This is a genomic window from Pseudomonas sp. CFBP 8758, from assembly GCF_014841725.1.
In the GTDB taxonomy this organism is placed as follows: Bacteria; Pseudomonadota; Gammaproteobacteria; order Pseudomonadales; family Pseudomonadaceae; genus Aquipseudomonas; species Aquipseudomonas baltica.
In genome coordinates, this window is record NZ_JACYUK010000014.1 from 42,225 (window position 1) to 55,986 (window position 13,762).

At 50.9% G+C, this 13,762-nt stretch carries 12 protein-coding genes; 6 read left to right on the plus strand and 6 right to left on the minus strand.

Annotated elements, in window-relative coordinates; all coding sequences use genetic code 11:
* Nucleotides 1-73: 73 nt before the first annotated feature.
* Together IFT75_RS21155 and IFT75_RS21160 are read left to right on the plus strand one after the other, a co-directional pair.
* The gene (locus tag IFT75_RS21155) at nt 74-1,102 is read left to right on the plus strand and encodes an AraC-like ligand-binding domain-containing protein (protein WP_197976574.1); all 1,029 of its coding nucleotides are present in this window, start codon (nt 74-76) and stop codon (nt 1,100-1,102) included.
* A 20-nt stretch (nt 1,103-1,122) separates the two neighbouring features.
* Nucleotides 1,123-1,614, plus strand: coding sequence for a VOC family protein (locus tag IFT75_RS21160; protein WP_192047593.1), 492 nt, complete (start codon nt 1,123-1,125; stop codon nt 1,612-1,614).
* A 382-nt stretch (nt 1,615-1,996) separates the two neighbouring features.
* Here IFT75_RS21160 and IFT75_RS21165 read toward each other — a convergent pair whose 3' ends face one another.
* The 3 genes from IFT75_RS21165 to IFT75_RS21175 all read right to left on the minus strand — a co-directional run bounded on the left by IFT75_RS21165 (nt 1,997) and on the right by IFT75_RS21175 (nt 3,637).
* Nucleotides 1,997-2,302 (minus strand): monooxygenase, encoded by a 306-nt coding sequence (locus tag IFT75_RS21165; RefSeq protein ID WP_342214395.1) that lies wholly within the window; start codon nt 2,300-2,302, stop codon nt 1,997-1,999.
* Between the two features lie 55 nt (nt 2,303-2,357).
* Nucleotides 2,358-2,783, minus strand: coding sequence for an organic hydroperoxide resistance protein (locus tag IFT75_RS21170; RefSeq protein ID WP_192047591.1), 426 nt, complete (start codon nt 2,781-2,783; stop codon nt 2,358-2,360).
* A 164-nt stretch (nt 2,784-2,947) separates the two neighbouring features.
* Nucleotides 2,948-3,637: a DsbA family protein gene (locus IFT75_RS21175; protein ID WP_199861568.1), complete on the minus strand. Its 690-nt coding sequence runs from the start codon at nt 3,635-3,637 to the stop codon at nt 2,948-2,950.
* A 235-nt stretch (nt 3,638-3,872) separates the two neighbouring features.
* Here IFT75_RS21175 and IFT75_RS21180 point away from each other — a divergent pair, with 235 nt between their 5' ends.
* Nucleotides 3,873-4,811, plus strand: a complete 939-nt coding sequence (locus tag IFT75_RS21180; protein WP_197976572.1) for a LysR family transcriptional regulator — start codon at nt 3,873-3,875, stop codon at nt 4,809-4,811.
* Nucleotides 4,812-5,632: 821 nt separating this feature from the next.
* Here the strand turns inward: IFT75_RS21180 and IFT75_RS21185 are convergent.
* The 3 genes from IFT75_RS21185 to IFT75_RS21195 all read right to left on the minus strand — a co-directional run bounded on the left by IFT75_RS21185 (nt 5,633) and on the right by IFT75_RS21195 (nt 9,320).
* Complete coding sequence (locus IFT75_RS21185) at nt 5,633-6,916, minus strand: ABC transporter substrate-binding protein (RefSeq protein ID WP_192056636.1); 1,284 nt, start codon at nt 6,914-6,916, stop codon at nt 5,633-5,635.
* Between the two features lie 106 nt (nt 6,917-7,022).
* Nucleotides 7,023-8,291, minus strand: a complete 1,269-nt coding sequence (locus IFT75_RS21190) for a DUF1479 domain-containing protein (RefSeq protein ID WP_192056638.1) — start codon at nt 8,289-8,291, stop codon at nt 7,023-7,025.
* A gap of 156 nt (nt 8,292-8,447) precedes the next feature.
* A complete protein-coding gene (locus tag IFT75_RS21195) occupies nt 8,448-9,320 on the minus strand; it encodes a helix-turn-helix domain-containing protein (RefSeq protein ID WP_192056639.1) in 873 nt (290 codons plus the stop codon).
* A gap of 167 nt (nt 9,321-9,487) precedes the next feature.
* On the opposite strand from IFT75_RS21195, the gene IFT75_RS21200 reads away from it, so the two are divergent.
* The 3 genes from IFT75_RS21200 (at nt 9,488) to IFT75_RS21210 (ending at nt 13,742) form a co-directional block, all read left to right on the plus strand.
* Nucleotides 9,488-10,771, plus strand: a complete 1,284-nt coding sequence (locus tag IFT75_RS21200; protein ID WP_192047587.1) for a sugar MFS transporter — start codon at nt 9,488-9,490, stop codon at nt 10,769-10,771.
* Between the two features lie 384 nt (nt 10,772-11,155).
* Nucleotides 11,156-11,551 carry a DUF2946 domain-containing protein gene (locus tag IFT75_RS21205; RefSeq protein ID WP_122797568.1) on the plus strand — a complete coding sequence of 132 codons (396 nt, stop codon included), beginning with the start codon at nt 11,156-11,158 and terminating at the stop codon, nt 11,549-11,551.
* 109 nt (nt 11,552-11,660) lie between these two features.
* Nucleotides 11,661-13,742: a TonB-dependent receptor gene (locus tag IFT75_RS21210; protein WP_122797567.1), complete on the plus strand. Its 2,082-nt coding sequence runs from the start codon at nt 11,661-11,663 to the stop codon at nt 13,740-13,742.
* Nucleotides 13,743-13,762: the final 20 nt, after the last annotated feature.

Below are 13,762 nucleotides of genomic sequence, written 5' to 3' on the forward strand. Positions count from 1 at the left end.
CGGTGCTAGGGTGATCAGGGCTTCGAATAACAAAAAAAGCTGGATACCAGCCACCTCCGAGGAGGGCCTTACCGTGCAGAGTTATTTTTCTCCCCCGACTAAATCTGGCAGGAGCCTGCTACCTTTGGGCTCTGTAGAGCAGCTCCTGAGCACGCCTGATAAATTGCTATTCGCCTCTTCAAGCCTGGAAGAGGCTAGGTCGATGGTCAGCCGGGTCATGAAGCCGCATCGGATTATCCAGATGGACAGATCGGAGAAACTAGATGCGAAAATGCATCACCTTGCGCTAGGTGAGATTTCTATCAGTCGCCTGAGGTACGGCGCGAAAGTGGAGATCGACTGCGACCCCCTAGACGGATGCTTCCTTATTCAGATGCCGATGGGCGGCACGGCGAATATCACCGTTGGCAATCATGGACTCGTCGACGGTGGAGAGGTCGCAACTGTCCTGAGCCCATCGGACGCGGCCCATATGCAATGGAGCCATGACATGGATCAGCTGATCATGAAGGTTTCCCGAAACCTTCTAGAACGCACCCTGGTCGGCCACTTAGGGCACTCGTTACACGAACCATTGAGGTTCGAACATGCGTTCGCTTGGCGAAGCAGTCCTGCCTGGCGTCACCTACTTTCATATCTGATGGAGTGCGCAGTTCAAGCCCCTGACTTGGCACAGCATAAATTCGTGCTCCCACAGATCGAGCAGTTGACAACCTCGATCCTTCTGGCCACTCATCAGCACAATTACAGTAAAGCCGCTCCCGAACGCCGCCATAGCATCTTGCCTCGCCACGTGCGACGAGTGCAGGACTTCATTACCGCCCACGCGCACGAGCAAATTTCGCCCGAGCAGTTGGCTATGATCGCAGGCGTGAGCCTGCGCAGCCTTTATTCAGGCTTTAAGGAGTTTCTGGGCATCAGTCCCATGCAGTACCTGCGCAATCTTCGTATGGAAAGCGTGCGTGAGGAACTGGTGAGCGGGGAAGCAAATAACGTTGCGGGCGTAGCCCTACGCTGGGGCTTCGCCCACCTAGGGCGTTTCAGTACCGAATACAAACAAAGGTATGGAGAAACGCCCCGACAAACCCTCAGGCGAGCCTGAGCTTTCAAGGAGTAAATCATTTGATAACAAGATCTTTCACCGCCCCTCATTTTGGATTAACTGTTCCTGACTTGGCAGCAGCGATTGCATGGTACGTTGAAACCTTGGACTTTCGGCTTCTCGCAGGGCCGCTGTCCGTTAGGGAAGACGACCAGCCACTCGGCCCAGCAGCGGCGCAGATCTATGGTCACGGTTTTGGAGCCTTTCACTTCGCCCACTTGGCAACGAGTGACAACGTCGGCCTTGAACTTTTCCATTTTGAAAAGACCGAGACCGATCCTGGAACCGAACATTTTACCTATTGGCGCAAAGGCTATAACCACCTGGGATTAACCACGCCGGACATACACCAAGCCGTGGAACGCCTTGAAGCTGCAGGCGGTAAAGCAAGAACGGAGATACTCACGATCAATCCAGTGAAAAACTACAAGATCGTATACGGCGAGGATCCGTGGGGAAATACCATCGAGTTTTGCTCTCATCCGTACGTCGAGATGTGGGAAAGCGTCTAATTTAAATCTCGCCAGCAATGTAAGCGGATGCTTAGTACACAAGGATGTGGCAGGGCAGGTATAAGAAAGGTATCAGTTTGGCAATGAAACAGGCGGCACAGAACTTATTTACATAAAATCTGTTAGATCGACATATAATAAAATGCTTAGTTTTTTATAACATTTACACGAGATCTTTTTCGCACAGAAAACCTGAACACGGACTGACCAGCTCCATAGATCAGACCCAATTAAGAAATTGGTGGCCGGCTTTACTAAGTAGCGGAAAACAAGGTTCTGATGCATCGAGGAGAATAAGAAGATATATGATCATCGACTTCCAATAGTCCTCAGTAGCAGAAAAAGATAGGCCGATAGACAGCCTGAGCCTATAGAGTGTCGATCATATTGGCCCATGATCTAGCTCAGTCAGTCCCTGGTGTACTGCGAAGACTTTTCCCTTTATATCTGAAATTCCAAAACCTTGTAATCGCGAAGAGTGCATCTCCAAATAAGCTATCGCACTGGGCTCATCGCTGAACAAATAAATCCCGCCAGCCTCCTGCTGTTGCTCGTTCACTGTCCAGACTTTCCAGATTAATCCGGGCTCCTTAGCTATGGATCTTGCGATACCCTCCATTAATACATACATATCTTCACCCCATGGGCCATTATAAGGAAAATCGACTTGAAGTATGTATGACATCATTCCCCCTACTACACGAAAACTGCACGAAAAGGGCAGCCTAGCCGCCCTCAGTGCTTTAGATCAACGTCAGTTTGACATTGATATTCCCACTGGTAGCATTCGAGTAAGGGCAAACAATATGCGCCTTCTCAACTAACTCCTGAGCCATACTTTCATCCAGTTCGGGTAGCGAAATTTTTAGCTCAACCTCGATACCAAAACCGGTAGGAATTGGGCCGATACCTACAAAACCGTCGATGCGGGTGTGTGCTGACAACTTGATTTTTTGTTGACTTGCAACAAAGTTCAAAGCGCCAAGGAAGCACGCGGAATAACCCGCAGCAAAAAGCTGTTCAGGATTGCTACCGGATGCGCCATTTCCTCCTAGCTCACGGGGCATTGTGAGTGCAACATCAAGCACACGGTCGTCAGTATGGGCTCGGCCTTCACGACCACCCGTAGCTTGGGCATGCGCAACGTAGAGTATTTCTTCAACAGGCATAAATCGCTCCAGTTTTATACAAAAAAATTAAATTAACCGCCCTTGTTTTCTTGGGCACAAAAAGACAACTCAGCAGACTGCGGAAAAGCTAATTAACTCGATAAAGTTTATAAGCGTCTAGCCGCTGATAATTTTATGACCCATAAACCCACCAATCTGATAGACTAACTCTTCAGTTGTCGTGAAACTGACTGTAAGTAGCGTTGTTTTCTGATCGTTTTAATCAATACTGTAGGGAATGAACGAACGCCCCAGTGCCGACACCGGCTGAATGCCTTATTTACACGATTCCTGGCTTCAGTAGCCTCGTAATTACGCAAGAAGTTTCCATAATCCAAAGCTATTTCAGCACACGGCCCCTCATAGAAACCAGTGCAAGTTGCGTCATGACCGTCTACATAAAGTGTTTTTTGTACGGCAGAGAAAAACCTCAATACGATTTGTTCACTACCATCTTGTCCGAGCAGTAGATCTTGAACTGTCGCCACTGCTCTACAAAACGGTTCTGTATCGTAATAAAAGTCTTCCGCGTCAAGTAAAGAATAACCGAACGGTTGACCGGTCACCTTTGAAACGTGCTGCCACTCATTACGAATAAGTTTTTTGAATCCAGCATCCCACGGATCTCCGCCGCCTGCTCGCAAGCCTCCCATCGTTATTGAAAACTGGACTCCTATGAGTGCACAGAATTCCGCAGCCCCATGTACAGCCGGAGGAATTCTCCAGCACCATGAACACATAGGATCACCCACATATCGCACTGTTAATTTTCTGTGTCCAGAACCTTGGTACTGCTCTTCAGGCTCGGCTCTCACAATGCTGCATGCACCCATATCTGCATCACAATTCATCATGACTTAACTTCCGGAGACGATTCTTTACACGAATGTTTGCGGTTCTGATACGACCCAGCACTGACCAACGCAAAAGTTTAGCCTAAGAGCTCGAAACAGGCATAGTCCAGGCTCAAATTCTTCATGTGGCTAATCGTAAGCTGGCCAAAAAAGCAAGCATACTTTAACTGATTGAGGCTCGTAGAGATATATGCTAAAAGCATGATTCTTTGTTCAACATTCAGGAACAGTAGGTTTGGACAAATTATCGGCAATGACCACGTTCGCTACCGTGGTGGAAGCAGGCAGCTTTACTAAAGCAGCGCAATCACTTGGGCTACCCAAAGCAAGGGTGTCGCAACGGGTCTCAGATTTGGAGCACTTGCTCGGAGTCAGGCTGCTCCATAGAACCACTCGTTCCTTGAACCTTACAGAGGATGGAAAGGCTTATTTTCCTCGATGTCTGGCGGTTTTGCAGGAAATTGATGACTTTGAAAGCGCTCTCAACAGCAGCGCTTCAAATCCGCGCGGGCGCGTCAGAATCGAGGCGCTGGTTTCAGTCGCACGCTGGGTAATATCTCCACACCTGCATGAATTCAAAACGATGTATCCCGATCTTTCCGTAAGCCTTAGCAGCAACGACAGGATTAGTCATCTATTGGATGAAGGAATTGATGTGGCGATTCGGGGCGGGCACTTGGACGATTCAAGCCAGATCGCCCGGTACATATGCGATGTTCAGTTTGGCCTTTACGCCTCAGCCCTATACTTCGATCACCATGATAATTTAAAGCATCCGCATGCTCTGCATTCTCATCAATTGATTTCTTGGTTCGGCGGCCAGCAAAATCCATTCTCCTGGAACCTTTTCTCGCCGTCGGAGCAATATGAAGTCACTACCAGGGATGGACTGCACTTCGATGACCCAGAAGTTGCCATTGCCTCATGTATGGCAGGTGGAGGTATCTGCCCAGGCTCACCTTTCGCAGTCGAGCATTGGGTGAGATCAGGGCTACTGATTCCTGTCCTTCCAAACTGGAGCTTCGCGCCCAAGCCTATTCACCTCCTCTATCCCACCAACAAGCATCTAGCACCGCGCGTCCGCTGTTTTGTTGACTGGATGCTTGAACTGGCGAAGAGAAGTCACACGATTCGTATGACCCCACGTGAACTCGCGGACAGCTTGTCACAATAACGGATTTGAGTAGCTTTCACTCGCTATTGGAAAAATCGGAGAACAAAGCCACGATTGAGCCAAGGTATCGAACATCAATGAAATCTTATCCTGCGGTGATCCTGGTGCATTGCAATCCAAGCGCCTTAATGTGAAATCGACCATTACTGTATCAACTCTTAGGAAACCAACCAGTAGTTTAGCCCCACTCGCGTTTAAGCCCCTTCGTTTTGGCGTAGCTGCCGCTTGGCGGCAAGACTCCTGCAGTTAAAGCTCATTAGCTGTGGATCCACTAAATGGACGGAAACAAACAGTGGGGTTGCCCAGTCTTTGTCTAAGAAACAGATATTGCAGTCTTTTAGTTGATGGTTCGAATGCTGCCTACGTGGATAGCGTCATCGTCTGCATTTGATAGCGTTTAGACGCCTGGCCATTTAGTTCTTCCATCAGTACGCGGCAGGTTTCCAATGCGATTAAGGCAGCAACGCGCATAGGCAGATGATGCCGGCTGCCAGCCCCCCGATTATTAGCAAATACCGTTCAAGCCTGACAGATAGAATGGTGCCAATGCTCTGCGCTACTACCGTAATGGCGCGCTCAATCCGCTAGGCGAGCACCTGATTGATACCGATGATGATCTCTCAAATATCGTAAGGTGAATGGTTTTTCGCCCCTTGATGCTGTTCATCTTACGACTGACCAATCGGGTTATGAAGTTCAGACAAGCCGCCCACCTGGAGGAAGCGCGGGCACTGGCGAAAATTAACACGGCAAGCGTGGTTTTTTACGCTGTCTCCTTCAAGATCTGCCGGGCTACTGCAGGTCTAGAATTACGCTGAGCGCTATTGGGAGGCCGCTTTCATCGCAGTGAACAGCTGTCTACCTGCCTTGCTCGGCTCGGCGCTCTTGTCGCTCAAGAAATTGCTGACAACATCGAAAACAGCTCCTTGCACTGCCTGCGAGGTTGACATGTTGAACGCCATGCTCGGCTCGAGTGTGCCAGCCTTCTCCGCTTCGGCAAAATCTCTGGCTGAAGCCTGTGCACAACTATCGAACTGACTCATGTCCAGGCCCTTGATCACTGGGATTGAGCCTTTGTTCTGATTGAAAACGTACTGGAACGTAGGCTCCATAGCAACTTTAGCTAGGTAGTCGCGTGCCGCATTGTTACCGTCCGTATCGTTCTTATTGGACAACTTGAACATTGCCAGAGAATCGATGGTGTAGGTGTAAATACCTTGCGATCCTGGGAACGGTACGCATTGGTAATCGGTATCAGCCAGCTTGCCGGCCGCAATCCACTCACTTTTGGCCCAGTCCCCCATGATTTGCATGCCGGCATTGCCATTGATGACTTTCCCGGCTTCCAGGTTCCAGTCTTGACCAGCACCGTCGGGATCCATATATGTTTGAAGCTTACGAAGCGCCGTGAATACATCCTTCATTTTAGAGCTCGTCAGCGTCTGCTCGTCAATTTCTACAAAGGCTTTTTGAAAGCCATCGGCTCCTATAATGCTCAGCACGAGATCTTCAAATACAGTGGTGTCTTGCCAGGGTTGGCCACCGTGTGCAATCGCAATGAAGCCTGCCGCCTTGAGCTTGTCGCCCGCAGTATAGAGTTCCTCGAGGGTTGCCGGCGCCTTGTCCACGCCGGATTTTTTTAACACTTCAGGATTTATCCATAGCCAATTGATCCGATGTATGTTTACCGGTACCGCTACGTAGTTACCATCATATTTCATGATATCGGCGATCGCTTTTGGTAGGAGATTATCCCAGTCGTTCGCTTTGGCGACGTTGTCGATACTGGCTAACAGACCCAAGTTGCCCCATTCTTGAATATCCGGCCCCTTGATCTGCGCTGCGGACGGCGGATTGCCGGAAATTGTGCGTGTTTTCAGCACGGTCATAGCCGCAGCTCCGCCGCCGCCTGCCACGGCACTGTTTTGCCAAGTGAAGCCATCTTTTTCGATAATCTGTTTAAGTACATCTACCGATTTTGCTTCTCCCCCCGATGTCCAATAGTGAACGACTTCAACAGTGCCCTTGCTTTCGGCAGCCTGCACTATGATAGGGATAAGTGTGGCCAAGGAAATGGTTACGGCAAAGCGATTGGTCTTGTTCATCTTTACACCTTTTTTGTTTTTATCAGCGAGGCATGCGAAGCTTGCTGTTACAGCAACGTCTTTGCATTGAGGGTACGCCAGATTCAGCAACAACCATCACAGGCGATCAGCGAATGCCCAATCCGTTGCGACCAAGAGCGTTCAACTGATCTGGTGTGAATCGGTCTTGCCACGCAGTTTCGTAATGTTCTGGCGGAAAATCATCTGGCGATTTTCCCGCCTCAAAGGCTCTTCGTACGTCGTGAGCATATCTAAGATTCTTTGGGCACATGGGTGCTGCTGGTACATACATCACATTACCCCAGCCTTCTTGGTTTTCGACGGGTGCCACACTGTGGATGATGTCGCAGTGCCACCAAACTGAATCACCTGCCTCGACATCGGGGATCGGCGTCATTCCCTGCACCAGTAGCGGATGCCATTTTTGTGAAACTGGCAGTACCTTACCCGGTGCTACACCACACAACTCATCCTCTGGTACGTCTTTCAACAAAGGTCTCAGAAGCATATAAGCCATCGCTTTCGGAATGGGCAAGGTATGCAGCACTCCCTGACTGGCTTTCATGTCAGAGAGGGCTGTCCACCCTTGAAAAGTTCTGAAAGCCGAGCACTTTACCGTGTCTCTGTAAGCGTATTCATCCACTTCAGTGCGGTGCGCTGCGTCCCACGGATCATAGGACTTAAAATCGTTGCTATAGATTTTATCGAAAACCTTAAGGTAAGCCGGATGTAGCCATCGCTCCAAAGCGCCTGAATCAGTGTGAGGCCCCAACCCTTTAGAGGTGGTACCCGGTGGACGGCGGCGCACACGATCGGGGTAGAGAGCGTTAACGTCCGGATTGAACCACTCGTGACCCTGGGAGTGGATTTTCCATAGCCTGTTCAGAAATGATTGAGCTGCGGCCATACGCTCATCTTGGCGAAGTTGCATCTGCGAGTTCGACCAATAAATTGGGAAAATCTCCGGTCGCGAAGCGTCAAGGTTGCCAAAAAACTGATCTACAGGCCCGCGATACACCCGATCAAAATCATTCCTATCTAGATACTCAAGTAGGTTCCTATCCCAAGTCAGGACTTGCTCTCTCTGGAAGTGGTTTTTTATGACCAAGCAGCCGCGACGTTTGATTTGCGCCAATTGCTCCTGTGTCACGTTCCTATTGGCTATGGCGTCGAACTCGAGCAGAGGCAAACCCGACCCGGTCATCGCTTGCTGCTCCTTGATCGATGCGATTTCGGTTGCAATGAACTCGCTGACCTCGGCGAAAAGCGATTCGACATCGCCTATTTGCGCACGCAACGTCTTTTTCATTTTGACGATGCTGTCTTTGTAGTTTTCGGGGAGGTCTACACTTTCGAAAGATTGATACTTGGTCATAGGACACCTGAATTCTTATTTTCCCGCAAGCATCAAACCACCAAAAAGACGATTTCGGCAGTCACGTTCCCGGCGTTGGCTAATATGATTCTGGCGTTTTCTGAGCTTGCAGAACGATCAAGCTAATGACCAGCCTCTGTCGGTCACATGGCGGCATCATTTGAAATGGCGCCCATGCTGGCGCCGGAACTCTGATGGTGTCACGCCTTTTTGTACCTTGAATTGACGATTGAAGAGTGCTTGAGAGGAGTAGCCTACTTGCTCGGCGATCGTTGAAACGGGCAAGTTGCTCTGCATCAATAGCGAGCATGCATGCCCGGTACGTAATCGGACGATGTAATCCAAAGCTGTACACCGAGTGTGCTTTTTGAACATGCGATGAAATGCTGAAACGCTGACACAGGCTACGTCTGCGAGCGTCGGCAGACTAAGGGAGGTCGTGTAGCGAGCGTGAATATGATCGAGGACTCGACGGATCCGGGCATCCTCGATGATTTGACTGGATGAATCCGAAATTGCCGCTACGGAGATTTTCCTGGCATCCGTATCTTGAGACAGCTTGCTCAGGACTACTAACAGCGAAACCAAACGTTGCGAAGCGTCCTGATCCACCATCGATTCAATGATAGGACGAAGCTCACGCGAAGCCGCTTCAGTGAAATGCACCGCTGTCTGTGCAGCACTCAGTAGAGTTCGAATAGCGCCCATTTCTGGGAACAGAGCTACGAGCGACTCGGCCCATGAATCAGAAAACCAAATCACTAAAGCAATATAGGGTTTCGCCGGGTCGTAACGCTCGACTGACGACCAGCTGTGCGGAACATTAGGGCCCACCAGCACCAGGTCGCCATCCTCGTACGGCGCTACATCGTTGCTGATGTAGCGGTGCCCACGACTGTTCAATGTGAGCGTCAACTCATATTCTGGGTGATGGTGCCATTCAAATGGTATCGCGTCGGGTAAACGCCTGTTCAACATCGTCAAGGAGGCATTAGCTTCGGTCGGAACTTGTTCGAAACTGGGTCTCATGAGCGCATGCTGCCTTGCAGGGATATGAACACGCCACAATCGTACCATCGAACGCCATTAGTGGCACTGCCCTACCCATCCAAACCTCGGCATCCTCCTTGATCGCCACGGTCGGAAAAATCGTGGTGCCAACCCTCCTACCAAAAAGACAATAGGGAGTGCCTGTGATGCACGGGACAACTGCTGCGAAAGTACAGACATCGACACCCGCCCATCCCAACGTCCAACGCCTCAGTTTTCTCGTTTTCTCGCTATTCTTCATCTTTGGGAGCATTACCAGCCTGAACGATGTATTGATCCCTAAACTCAAACATCTCTTTAGCCTAAGCTATGCCGAAGCCATGCTTGTTCAGTCGTCATTTTTTCTTGCCTACTTCCTCGCCTCAATTCCAGCAGGCTTGCTGATCGCACGAATAGGTTATATGCAAGCTGCCACGGTTGGTCTACTTACCATGGCCGCAGGTTGCCTACTGTTCATTCCGGCAACTCAAATAGGATTATTTGCAACGTTTCTAGGAGCGTTATTCATTTTGGCGACCGGGGTCACCATCGTGCAGGTGGTTTCCAACCCCTTGATATTACTGCTCGGTTCTTCCAGCTCCGCACACAGCCGGGTAACGTTCGCCCACGCGTTTAACTCTCTAGGAACTACCCTAGCGCCCTACCTAGGCGCAATTTTGATTCTCGGGACGCTCAATGATTTCGATCCTTCAGTATTGAACGGCTCCGCGCTAACTTCTTTCCTCGCTGAAGAAGCTGAGGTTATCAGCAATACTTATGTGGGGATTTCACTCGTGCTATTGGTTGTCGCCGCGATCATTTGGCATCAGCGAAAACAGCTACCAGCGGAAACCAAACCTGAGCCCAGCAATCCGCTGACAGCACTTAAACTTCTCAAACGCCCGCGATTCTCCCTCGGTGCGGCGTGCTTGTTCTTTTATGTTGGCGCCGAGGTCGCTATTGGAAGCTTACTAACCAACTTCTTGATGCAAACTTCAACCTTTGGCTTCGATTCTGAAACAGCAGGCAAATACGTTGCCTATTATTGGGGTGGCGCGATGGTAGGTCGTTTTATTGGTGCGGCCCTCCTTAGAAGGTTTGCCCCGGGAAAACTGCTTACCTACGCTGCGAGTGGAGTGATCATGCTTCTGAGTCTAGCAGCCTCTGCCGAAGGTATATCTGCTGGCTGGGCAATTTTGGCAGTAGGATTATTCAACTCGGTTATGTTTCCTACTATATTCGCAATGGCCTCCGAAGGGCTGGGCGAAAAAGCGGCGCAAGGTTCAGGCCTCATATGCTGCGCTATCGTGGGTGGCGCTATTATTCCGCCCCTCACCGGTTTTGTTGCGGACTTAAACACTCTGTCATTTTCGTTGGTTGTGCCTGCAGCTTGCTACGCGGCTATCGCGTTCTACGGATGGTTTGCACGCAAACCTGAAATTTCCAGTTGACCTGAGCGGGAAATGCAGTGCCGTCACAGAAAAAAATGCTAATAGGGAATTGCGGTGCTCGTTCTTGAAGAGCCCCTAGGTGCAGGTCGTTTGATTTGCGAATGCGATGGAACCTCGATCGAAAGCGCCCCAACGTTCACGATTCGGGGATCTTTCGACCGGCATTCGACGTTTTTCGCATGCTTTCAAAGAGCTGTGTCATGCCGGTAGCCATTCATGCAGCGTATGGATAAGCGAGGTTACCAGTCTGGACATGCGTGGTGTTTGGATGAAACCTCTTCTGCTCCTGCTCAATGTACCTGCGGCGAAATGGCGCACCCTTGTAAAATGTACATCGCGTGTTAAAGAGCGCTAAATAGCCTCCCCTTTGCAGCGATTTCATTCATGAGTTCGTTGAGACGTATCCGACCCTGGATTGCCTGCCTGGCGATCTTGCTGAACATTCTGGCCATGCCGCTCAGCCGTGCGATGCAAGCGCCCGATGTAAATCTCATGCTGTGGGGCGGATTTTGTTCCGGGGGAAACTCGAGCGTCGTCTCAGCTGAGTTTCGCCAGGCGATCGAGGCGCTTCAGATACCTCAATCCGAACCCGAACACGCCATGCACCATGCGGACTGCTGTTGCGGCCATGCCGGGCTGGCAGCCCTGCCCTCGGATTACTACCGCCATTTCTTGCCGCAGTACACACCCGGCGTTGTCCTTGAAGATCCTGAACTGCCAACGCTGCACCCAAGAATCCGCTGGCCCAGCCTGAGTCCACGCGCCTCCCCTTTTGCCTGATCACGACACCGCCCACTGCGTGCGGTGTTGCTCGCTTTAAATTCTTTCAGCGATCTGCAACGGTTGCTGAACGCCCTTGAAGTTTCTTGATGATCAGGAAGTGCGTGCCATGCCTGCTCCATTTTCTTTGCGCTCTGCAAAGCGTTTATCTGTGTCCCGTTCTATGTGGCCTGTATTGTCGATAGGCGTACTGGTATCCAGCCCGCTGTCCTTGGCACAGGCTGAAGCCGGCGAGCCCGGAAGCTCGACGCTCACCTTGGGCGCCGTAAGCGTTCAAGGCTCCGCCAGTGGCCCTTTGGCTACCCGCAGCGTACTCAGCTCGGTGGATATTTTGGGCGCGGAAATCCTCGAAAAGATGCCAGTCAATTACAGTTGGGAGCTGTTCCGCCGCGCTCCGGGGGTAATGCTGACTGAGTTCAACCAAGGCACCACGTCAGGCAAAATCTCCTTCCGAGGCTTCAACGGCGAAGGTGAAGTGAACGCAGTAAAATTGCTGATTGATGGCATCCCAAGCAACAGCAATGACGGCAATATGCCGTACATGGACATGATTTTCCCCATGGAGTTGGACAGCATTGAGGTGGTGCGCGGCACCAGCGATGCGCGCTATGGCCTGAACAATATTGCCGGCAACGTGAACATGCTGACTCGCACGGGGGGCGACTACAACAAGGCGCGGCTGCGCTATGGCAGCTTCAATACCCACGAGGCCCAACTTGCCAATGGCATTGAGGGCAGCAACTGGACGCAAAACTATTTCTTCGCCTATCAAAAATCTGATGGCTACAGAGATCACGCTGAAGCAGATAAGTTTTCGATGTCGGGCAAATGGTTCTATACGCCGGACGATGACAGTTACCGTATTGGACTGATCGCTCGTCACTACGAAACCGAGGCTCAGGAGCCAGGCTATCTGAGTGAAGATGATGCACGTCATCACCCGGAAATGACCAACAGCTTCAACGCGACGGACAAGGGTACTCGTCGTATGAATCAGGTCAGTCTGCATTTCGATACAGACTTGGCTGATACGCTTGCTTGGTCAGCGAAGACCTACGTCAACACCTTCGATGACAGGCGCTGGACACAATACTGGAGCACCAGCGCACAACAGGAACGCGACGCTTATGAGACGCAATATGGCGCCCTCACCTCCCTGACCTGGCGACCGGAAGTCAAATGGCTATACGACTTCGCGTTGGAAGGTGGCGCGGACGTACAGCAGCAGCAAAACAAAAGTGAGCGATATCGCACCAGAGACCGTAAGCGTCTAGCTACAACCCGCGACCAGCAGTTCGACTTCGACACCTACGGCGCTTATGCCCAAGCAGAGATAAAACCTTTCGAATCTCTGAAGATCGTACCCGCCTACCGGGTCGACAAGATCCAGGGCGATTTCACTAATGAAACGACCGGCACAAATTTCGACATCAACGACTACGGACTGATCAAGCAGCCGAAGATTAGCGTTGTCTATTCTCCGTGGGAAGTTGCCAGCTTCTACGCGAACTGGGGGCGTACCTTCCAGGTGGGCAGCGGGGCGGCGGCTTACAAGATTCCGCCCAGAGATACTGACCTAGCACCTTCGATCAACGAGGGATGGGAAACAGGCATCAAATTCACGCCGGTTGACTGGGTGGATGGACGCGTCGCCTATTGGCAGCAAAAGGCCTCTGGGGAAGTCAGTCGCCGGCTGAACGACCCGAGCGGCGAATCCGATAATGTCGGTGAAACACGTCGCTGGGGTTACGACTTACAGATGAACCTGTATCCGAATGAACGCACCAATATCTGGATGGGTTACTCCTGGCAGTATTCGAAAATACTCCAGCCAAGTGCCACGTTGCCTAACAGCAAAGGTCAGGAAATCGACCACATCCCGCATCACTTGTACAACGCTGGCATCAGCTATGACGCGACACCTGCATTACAGCTGACCGCGTGGATGAACGGTCAGACTAATTATTATCTGGAGCGGGAAAATACGAAGGGGACTTACGGCGGTTACGTGCTAATGAACCTTGGCGCAACCTACAAGGTGACTCAATCAGTGAGTGTTGACTTGCAGCTGAAGAATCTCACGAATCGATACTATGAATATGTCTGGTACGACCCGGATGGCGCGCAGGCATCCCTGCATTCGCCAGGTGATGGTCGTGCACTTTATACTGGAGTGACTGTGGAGTTCTAATAGGTAGTCGGGTGGGGGCC

Bases quoted from the DNA above. Each gene is read 5' to 3' on its own strand.
- IFT75_RS21185 (WP_192056636.1), bottom strand. From the start codon at position 6,916: ATGAACAAGACCAATCGCTTTGCCGTAACCATTTCCTTGGCCACACTT.
- IFT75_RS21165 (WP_342214395.1), bottom strand. From the start codon at position 2,302: ATGATGTCATACATACTTCAAGTCGATTTTCCTTATAATGGCCCATGG.
- IFT75_RS21190 (WP_192056638.1), bottom strand. From the start codon at position 8,291: ATGACCAAGTATCAATCTTTCGAAAGTGTAGACCTCCCCGAAAACTAC.
- IFT75_RS21205 (WP_122797568.1), top strand. From the start codon at position 11,156: ATGAGTTCGTTGAGACGTATCCGACCCTGGATTGCCTGCCTGGCGATC.
- IFT75_RS21210 (WP_122797567.1), top strand. From the start codon at position 11,661: ATGCCTGCTCCATTTTCTTTGCGCTCTGCAAAGCGTTTATCTGTGTCC.
- IFT75_RS21170 (WP_192047591.1), bottom strand. From the start codon at position 2,783: ATGCCTGTTGAAGAAATACTCTACGTTGCGCATGCCCAAGCTACGGGT.
- IFT75_RS21195 (WP_192056639.1), bottom strand. From the start codon at position 9,320: ATGAGACCCAGTTTCGAACAAGTTCCGACCGAAGCTAATGCCTCCTTG.
- IFT75_RS21200 (WP_192047587.1), top strand. From the start codon at position 9,488: ATGCACGGGACAACTGCTGCGAAAGTACAGACATCGACACCCGCCCAT.
- IFT75_RS21175 (WP_199861568.1), bottom strand. From the start codon at position 3,637: ATGATGAATTGTGATGCAGATATGGGTGCATGCAGCATTGTGAGAGCC.